Source organism: Flavobacterium branchiophilum NBRC 15030 = ATCC 35035 (assembly GCF_002217205.1).
Classification (GTDB): domain Bacteria; phylum Bacteroidota; class Bacteroidia; order Flavobacteriales; family Flavobacteriaceae; genus Flavobacterium; species Flavobacterium branchiophilum.
Map to the genome: position 1 here is coordinate 1 of NZ_MUGT01000031.1, position 8,664 is coordinate 8,664.

Sequence of the window (8,664 nt, forward strand, 5' to 3'; positions counted from 1 at the left end):
AATTTATAAAATACATTTTAAATTGCTAATTATTTTAAAATCAGTATTTTAATTTTCTAATTCTAAAATAATTACAGATTTAGAATCTATACTAATATCATTTTTTAAATTCATTTTTTGATTGGTAAAAATGTCTTTTCCAGTAGTGTAATTTTGAATATTTTCTGCAAAACGTTTGGTGCTAATGGTGCGTTTTTCATCGGCATTATTCATAATAACCATCACCGATTGATTGTCATCATATCTGAAATAAACATACACATTTTGCTCTGGCAAGTAGTGTTTCATTTTTCCAAAAGCTACAACAGGATTGTTTTTTCGCCAGTTGAATAATTTGGATGTAAAGTCAAAAAATTGATTTTGGACGGCACTTCGCCCCGACTTTGTAAACGCATTTTGAGCATCGCCAGCCCATCCGCCAGGAAAATCTTGTCTGATGTCGGCATCGCCTTTACCTTTGTCGCCAGCCATACCAATCTCTGATCCATAATACAACTGCGGAATACCACGCACGGTGGCTAGCAAAGACATCGCCATTTGGTATTTTTTGAAGTCGTTTTTATAGATTTGGTTGAAACGATTGGTATCGTGGTTTTCGGCAAAAGTGAGTATATTATTGGGATTTGCATATAAAAAATCATTTACAAAATTTTCATATACTTTGTACATGCCATCGTTCCAATTGGTTTTGTCTTCGTTGAAAACCGACCCAAAAGTATCGTGCAAAGTAAAGTCCATTACGCTTGGCAAATAGCTATTGTAACTTTGAATTTTGGCAATTGGGCTGTCTTTTTGCCAATAAGAAATTTGAGCTTGGTCGTGCATCCATACTTCGCCAACGATATTAAAATAAGGATATTCGTCGGTAATGGCTTTGGTCCATTTGGCAATGCCTTCTTTATCGTTATACGAATAGGTATCTACTCTAAAACCATCCAAATCGGCATATTCTATCCACCAAATCGCATTTTGAGTTAAATAGTTCAATACCAAAGGGTTGGATTGATTCAAATCGGGCATAGAAGGTACAAACCAACCATCCATACACATTTTGGCATCAATTTTTGAAGCATTTGTGTCGTATTGAGTGGTCATGCGATAATTGGATTGCGAATAGCCAGGAAATTGATGAAACCAATCGTAAGTTGGCATGTCTTTAAACATCCAATGTTCTGCTCCCCAATGGTTTGTAACATAATCTTTGATCAATTTCATGCCGTTTTGGTGCAAGGTAGCCGCCAATTTTACATACTCTTCGTTGGTGCCATATCTTGGGTCAATTCTATATACGTCCGATTGTCCGTAGGTGTGGTACGAATAGGTTTTGTCATTGTCTTCACACATTGGCGTACTCCATAAAGCGGTAACTCCCAGTTCTTTTAAATAATCAACATGCTTGATAATTCCCTCAATATCACCACCATGGCGACCTCCTGGGTTTTTTCTATCCGCTTTTTCTACCACCGAATTGTCGCTGTCGTTGTTGGGATTTCCATTGGCAAAACGATCGGGCATGATTAAATACATCATGTCTGAAGCGTCAAAACTTTTTCTAAATCTTGAATTTTCTTTTCGTTTGCGAAGTTCATATTTTTGAGTAAAAGCTACTTTTTTATTTTTTGAAAAAGAAAAAGTAAGTTCTTGAGCCGCAACATTTTTGGTATCTATGGTTACAAAAAGATAGTTTGGGTTTTCTGTTTTTCGAATAGTATTGATGATAACATTATTAGAAACAGACACTTCATTTTGAGCAATATTTTTGCCATAAAATAAAATTTGCACTTCTGGATTTTGCATATTGGCATACCAAAAAGGCGGTTCAACACGGTCTATTTGTGCAAATAAATTGCTACTAACTAGTAATAAGAAAATGATTTTTTTCATGATAATTATTTTATTTTTTTAATAAAAATTCAAATGGAATATGCAGTCGTTCTGCCCACGATTTCTCAGAATGGTCTTTTCCATCAAAAAATTGGGTAGTCCAATTGTTTTTTTTAAATTTCTTTTTTTTCATAAGAATATCAACTTTTTTCTGTAAATCAGGATACAAAGCATCGAGGGTTTTATTGCCATAATCAAAATAGAATTTATGCGTTTTTGGATTGGGTAAATGCGACTCCATATAGTTGATAAAAGCATCTGGAATTGGGTTGTTTTGACTGCTAAATGTTCCAGGCCAATGGGTAGAAATACATGCAGCACCGCCAAAAACCTCAGGATATTCGCAGATAGCATACATAGAAATCAATCCGCCCATACTGGAACCCGCAATTACGGTATTGTTTTTATCTTTTAAGGTAGAAAAATGGTTGTCGATGTACGGTTTTAATTCCGTCACTAAGAATTTCAAATACAAATCTGAAATGGGTTGAAAGACTTCTTTTGTTCTTCCTGCTTTTTGCAACTGAGCCGTTATGGTGTCCTTTTGAGTTGGATTCAAACTTTGATATGGCTTTTGCGGGAAATATTCAGGATGGCGTTTTTGTCCATTATTCCAAATACCAACCACAATAAATGGTTTGGTCTTTCCTTCTTGGATTAATTTACCAGCTACTTCATCCACTTCCCATGATTGCTTGTTCCAAGTTGTTTCAGCATCAAATAGCATTTGTCCGTCGTGCATGTACAAGACGGCATATTTTTGACTTTCGGAATACCCATCGGGTAACCAAACATCAATATTTCTTGCATCCACATAATTGGATTTAAAATTTTCAAGACGTTGTATAGTACCTGTACTCACTTTCGGTACTTGCCCAAAAGAGATGGAGGTAAGTAGTAAAAAGAAGAATTTTTTCATGGTGATTTTATTTTTACCTAGGCAACCAACGGATTAAAATCCGTTGTTAAACAATGAGTCGTTCCTACGGAACTATGGCATATTTCCAAGAGCCATAGGCTCGACCCATTTTGTAAGGCAGGATTTTAATCCTGTTGTATCAGGTTATACGTTAACCAAACCATTAGCCTCTACAACCACTTCTTTTCCATGCACCATAACAGTAATTGAATTGTTACCTTCTAAAGCAATTTGAGTTTCGGATTGGGTAACCGATACTTTTACAATTTGGTTTCTGAAATTGATTTTAAAGGAATAACCTTTCCATTCTTTCGGAATTTTTGGAGCAAAATGTAAGGTGTTGTCTTTCACACGCATTCCGCCAAAACCTTCTACAATGCTCATCCAAGTCCCTGCCATTGAAGTGATATGACATCCTTCTTCCACTTCTTTGTTATAATCATCTAAGTCCAAACGAGACGTTCTTAAATAGAAAGTGTATGCCATTTCCATTTTATCCAAAACTGCCGCTTGAATAGAGTGCACACAAGGCGAAAGCGAACTTTCATGCACCGTAAACGACTCGTAGAATTCAAAATTATTTTTCAATTCTTCTTTGGAGAAATGATCTTCAAAGAAGTAGAAGCACTGTAATACATCGGCTTGTTTGATGTAAGGCGAACGTAAAATTCTATCCCAAGACCATTTTTGATTGATTGGGCGTTGGCTTCTATCTAAATCGGCTACGCGAACTAATTCTTTATCCAAAAATCCGTCTTGTTGTAGATATACTCCCAATTCTTCCGATTGAGGGAAATACATATTGTCTGCTACTTTTTTCCATTCTTGCAACTCCGCATTCGATAAATTTACTTTTTCGATAATGCGTTTGTGATCGGATGGGTATTCTAAAGATACTTTCTGAATTTGTTCCGCCGCATAATCAATACACCATTTAGCAATATAATTGGTATAGAAATTATTGTTGACATTATTTTCATATTCGTTTGGTCCAGTAACGCCTAAAATCACATACTGATTTTTATTCGTTGAGAAAGTCGCTCTTTGGTGCCAAAAACGAGCAATACCAATCAATACTTCCAATCCTTTTTCAGGAATATAACTGTAATCTCCTGTAAAACGATAATAGTTAAAAATAGCAAAGGCGATAGCCCCATTTCGGTGAATTTCTTCAAAGGTAATTTCCCATTCGTTATGGCACTCTTCTCCGTTCATCGTAACCATTGGGTACAAAGCCGCACCATTTGTAAATCCTAATTTTGCTGCATTTTCAATCGCTTTGTCCAATTGATTGTAACGGTAGGTCAATAAATTACGAGCCACTTCTTGGTCTTTGGTAGCCATGTAGAAAGGAATACAATAGGCTTCGGTGTCCCAATAAGTTGATCCTCCGTATTTTTCTCCTGTAAATCCTTTAGGTCCAATATTCAAACGAGAATCTTTGCCTAAATAGGTTTGGTTCAATTGGAAAATATTGAAACGAATTCCTTGTTGTGCTTTCACATCGCCCTCGATAGTGATATCCGACATTTCCCAGATTTTAGCCCAAGCTACTTTTTGCTCTTCTAAAAGGGCTTCATATCCTTTGGCTAAAGCCGATTTAATTACATTTTCAGCTGCGGTTTGGGTGTTAGCATGATTCATGGAAACGGTGTAGCCACCAATTTTTTGAATCGCTGAAGTTTGACCTTTTGCAATTACGGTTTCGTAACTGTGTTGGATTTTTTCGTTGGAAGCATCAATGGCAACAGGCGAAATGTTTTCATTTTTTCCATTGGCCCAAATGCTATTGTGCATGAAAGTAGTTACTTTAAAGTGCGTTTTGAACGTTTGCGCTGTTACAAATGCTTCATTGCTACCTTTTTTTACTTCTAATGGTTCCCAAAATTTTTCTTCCCAGTTGGCATCTTCATTGGTAACTCCAGCATCAATATAGGGTTTATAAACAATTTTAGCATCTTTGTTCAAAGGAGAAATTTCGTAATTGATGATTCCCACTTCGTCTAAATCAATAGATAAAAAACGTTTTACATTGACCGCAATTTCGGTTCCGTTTTGCAAACTAGCCTCAAAAGAGCGTTGGTACCAACCTTCTTTCATATTCAATTCACGACGGAAATCTCGAACCGAAGTACAACTGTGTAAATCTAAATTTTCACCATTGATTTCAATGTCGATTCCAATCCAGTTGGGTGCGTTCAATACTTTGGCAAAATATTCTGGATAGCCATTTTTCCACCAGCCCACTTTGGTTTTGTCAGGGTAGTAGATACCGGCAATATAACTTCCTTGGAAAGTTTCGCCAGAATAGGTTTCTTCAAAATTGGCACGTTGCCCCATGGCGCCGTTTCCAATACTAAAAAGACTTTCGGATGATTTTACTCTTTCTACATCAAATCCTTCTTCAATAATCGACCAGTTGTCTGGTTTAATATAATCTTGGTTCATTTTTTTAATTATTTAAAAATTTAAAAATTGAAAGATTTAAAAATTTAGTCCTTCAATTTTTCAATCATTTAATCTTTCAATCATTTAATGAATTAAACCCTCAAGAAATGATTCATCAATACAAGTGAAGTCTTTAAAATTGTGTTTTGCTTCGTTTAAAATGCCAGCGTCTCCAATGCCAATACTAGTCATTTTTGCGATATTTGCCGCTTGAATTCCGGCAACTGAATCTTCAAAAACTATGGAATTTTCATTGGTAATGCCCAATTTTTGTGCTGCTTGAAGAAATACTTCAGGGTCTGGTTTGGCGTTGCTTACGTCATTTCCATCCACAATTACATCAAAATAAGATAGTATTCCTGTTTTTTCTAAAATAGGTCGGGCATTTTTACTTGCCGAACCCAAAGCGATGGGTTGCTTATTGGCTTTCAAAAATTCCAATACCGACATCACTCCAGGGAGGATTTCGTTTTGATCCATATCCACCAAATAAGATAAGTAATCTTCGTTTTTTTGAATGAGCCATTGGTCTTTTTGCTCCTGCGAAGCATCAACGTTTCCAAGACCTAAAATAATATCGAGTGAGCGCACGCGGCTCACTCCTTTTAATAATTCGTTGTGTTCGTGTGTGAATTCGATACCCAATTCGTTTGCGATTTTTTTCCAAGCCAAAAAATGGTATTTAGCGGTATCTACAATTACGCCGTCTAGGTCGAAAATAAAAGCTTTTTTTGTCATTAAATTTTATTTTTTTATTACATCATCTACATCTTTAACCCTAGTAACCAATAGGGCTGCGATGAGAAAACTCACCCCACTTGTTACAATAGCATAAATGGCGTTGTCGTGGTAAACATATTTGACAAGTGGTCCGCCAATTAAGGCATTCACAATTTGTGGCAACACCACAAAAAAGTTAAAAATTCCCATATAAACCCCCATTTTTAAGGGAGATATTGAACCCGCAAGAATGGCAAAAGGCATCGATAAAATACTTGCCCAAGCAATTCCAATGGCAATCATGGAAAGGATTAACCAATTTTCATTTGGCATAAAATACATTGAAATTAAACCCAAACCTCCAATAATTAAGGAATAGGCGTGAGTGGATTTTCTGCCGATTTTTTTTGCGATATAGGGCAAAGCAAAAGCATAGATTGCAGATACTAAGTTGTACACTCCAAATAGTACACCTACCCAATCTCCTGCATTTTGATAGGCATCACTTGAATTATCACTAATAGGTAATCCGTAAATGTGGTGTGCAATGGCAGGAGTGGTAAAAACCCACATACCAAACAATCCAAACCAAGAGAAAAATTGAACAAAAGCCAATTGCCTCATAGTGGAAGGCATATTCATGAAATCGTCAAAGACGTCAAAAATACTAGATTCTTTCGTGTGTGTTTCTTGTACATCAGCAAAATGCGCTAATTCGGCAGGAGAATATTCTTTGGTACTGAAAATAGAAATCAGTACAGATCCCACTAAAATTATTGCGCCAATGATAAAAGATAAGATTAAGTTATAAGGAACGCCACCCTCTTCATTTTTGTTGGAAATGCCAAACCAATTGGTCAACACATAAGGCAACCAAGAACCAATTACAGCTCCAAAACCAATTAAGGCGGTTTGAACGCTAAATCCTGCCGTTCTTTGGTCGGTTCTAAGATTGTCGCCTACTAAAGCTCGGAAAGGTTCCATGGCAATGTTGAACGAAGCGTCCATAATCATTAACATACCAGCCCCAACCCATAAAGCAGGAAGTACGGCAATAAAAATTTCGGCTTGCGGCATTAGGATTAACCCGAATGATGCCAAGATTGCACCTGCAAAGAAAAAAGGTTTTCTTCTTCCAAATCGACCCCAAGTTTTGTCGCTATAATAACCAATTATCGGCTGAACAATCAATCCCATTAAAGGAGCAATTATCCAAAACCAAGAGAGTTCGTGCACATCGGCACCAAAAATTTGAAGAATCCGGCTTGCATTAGCATTTTGTAATGCAAATCCCATTTGTATCCCCAAAAAACCAAAACTCATGATCCAGATTTCGGCGGTACTTAATCTACGCTTTTCCATTATCGTAATTTTAAAATTTGATACGATAAGCGCTATGCTTATCAAAACTTTTTATCTTGTTTTCGAAGTAAATACAAAAAGATTTGATTAGGTTGTAAATGTATAAAAAAAATTGAAATTACATTTCTTTTTCCAAAAAAAAATAAAAATGATTCAAAAAGCTATCTTTTTTTGCATTAAAAATAAGTGCATCAACCCAACAGTTTATGCTGTAGATTCTCTTTCAATCAATTGGGTTTCAATAACTTCTGTTCTATAATGCTCGTTATGTTCTTCGTCAAAATTTTCTTCTTCGGCCGCTTCTATTCGATCTATCAATATTTTGGCCGCCTTTTGTCCCATTTTTATTCCATTTTGACTCACCGTTGTTATGGTTGGGGTAGAATATTTTGAAATGATGCCATCTGTAAAGGCAATTACAGACAAATCTGAAGGCACATCTAACCCTAATTTTTTGGCAGCTTTTATAATCATTACAGCAAATAATTCATTGACGGCCAAAACGGCATCAATAGATTTGTGGTCCATTAATTGCTGGATAATGGCTTCGCAATTTTCTATATCTTCAATTCTAATTATTAGTTCTTCGTCAAACACGATATCGTTGTCCAACAATGCTTTTATGTATCCGTCCGTTCGCAATTTGCCCACACTTACATAATCGACTGTTGTTATAAGCGCTATCTTTCTTTTTCCTTTGTTAATTAATGACTGAACTGCTTCATAAGCGGCTTTTTTGTCGTCGATAATTACTTTGTCGCACAAAACTTCGTTTGTAATCCTATCAAATAGCACCACGGGCATCCCTTGATTGATAACTTCTGTCAAATGATGAAAATCTTTTTTCTGTTGGGTTTCTTTAGACAACGACATGATAAAACCATCAATACTGCCATTGGCCAGCATTTCCATATTGATCACTTCTTTGTCAAACGATTCGTTGGACAAACATACAATAACGGTATAGCCCATTTTGTTGGCTTCTTCCTCTATGCCCGAAATTACGGTTGCAAAAAAATGGTGTACTATTTCGGGGATAATAATTCCGATCGTTTTCGTTCGCCTATTTTTCAAACTCAATGCAATATTGTTGGGTTTATAATGGTATAATTTGGCAAAAGCTTGTACTTTTTGGCGGGTATCTTCGCTAATTTCTGAACTATTTTTGAGTGATTTTGAAACTGTTGAAATGGAAATATCCAATTCTTTGGCAATTTGTTTGAGTGTGATTTTTTTTCGCATGGCAAATGTGTTGTTGATTTAACAAATATATGCTTTTTTCTATGCAAAACAATTTTGTTGTCTATAAAAAAATGGTTGATGGTTGATGG

At 36.0% G+C, this 8,664-nt stretch carries 6 protein-coding genes; all 6 read right to left on the minus strand.

What is annotated here, in order from left to right:
• Positions 1-48: 48 nt before the first annotated feature.
• Entirely contained in the window at positions 49-1,884 is a 1,836-nt protein-coding gene (locus B0A58_RS04285) for a glycoside hydrolase family 13 protein (protein ID WP_089080010.1), read from the minus strand.
• Between the two features lie 10 nt (positions 1,885-1,894).
• A complete protein-coding gene (locus B0A58_RS04290; protein ID WP_089080011.1) occupies positions 1,895-2,803 on the minus strand; it encodes an alpha/beta hydrolase in 909 nt (302 codons plus the stop codon).
• Between the two features lie 144 nt (positions 2,804-2,947).
• A complete protein-coding gene (locus B0A58_RS04295; protein WP_089080012.1) occupies positions 2,948-5,251 on the minus strand; it encodes a glycoside hydrolase family 65 protein in 2,304 nt (767 codons plus the stop codon).
• An 84-nt stretch (positions 5,252-5,335) separates the two neighbouring features.
• Positions 5,336-5,989, minus strand: coding sequence for a beta-phosphoglucomutase (gene pgmB, locus B0A58_RS04300; RefSeq protein ID WP_089080013.1), 654 nt, complete (start codon positions 5,987-5,989; stop codon positions 5,336-5,338).
• A 6-nt stretch (positions 5,990-5,995) separates the two neighbouring features.
• A complete protein-coding gene (locus tag B0A58_RS04305; RefSeq protein ID WP_089080014.1) occupies positions 5,996-7,333 on the minus strand; it encodes an MFS transporter in 1,338 nt (445 codons plus the stop codon).
• 204 nt (positions 7,334-7,537) lie between these two features.
• The gene (locus B0A58_RS04310) at positions 7,538-8,575 is read right to left on the minus strand and encodes a LacI family DNA-binding transcriptional regulator (protein WP_089080015.1); all 1,038 of its coding nucleotides are present in this window, start codon (positions 8,573-8,575) and stop codon (positions 7,538-7,540) included.
• Positions 8,576-8,664 lie beyond the last annotated feature (89 nt).

What these genes read in the sequence shown, in the direction of transcription:
- B0A58_RS04310 (WP_089080015.1), bottom strand. Translation starts at nt 8,575, where the DNA reads ATGCGAAAAAAAATCACACTCAAACAAATTGCCAAAGAATTGGATATT.
- B0A58_RS04295 (WP_089080012.1), bottom strand. Translation starts at nt 5,251, where the DNA reads ATGAACCAAGATTATATTAAACCAGACAACTGGTCGATTATTGAAGAA.
- B0A58_RS04290 (WP_089080011.1), bottom strand. Translation starts at nt 2,803, where the DNA reads ATGAAAAAATTCTTCTTTTTACTACTTACCTCCATCTCTTTTGGGCAA.
- B0A58_RS04285 (WP_089080010.1), bottom strand. Translation starts at nt 1,884, where the DNA reads ATGAAAAAAATCATTTTCTTATTACTAGTTAGTAGCAATTTATTTGCA.
- B0A58_RS04305 (WP_089080014.1), bottom strand. Translation starts at nt 7,333, where the DNA reads ATGGAAAAGCGTAGATTAAGTACCGCCGAAATCTGGATCATGAGTTTT.
- pgmB (WP_089080013.1), bottom strand. Translation starts at nt 5,989, where the DNA reads ATGACAAAAAAAGCTTTTATTTTCGACCTAGACGGCGTAATTGTAGAT.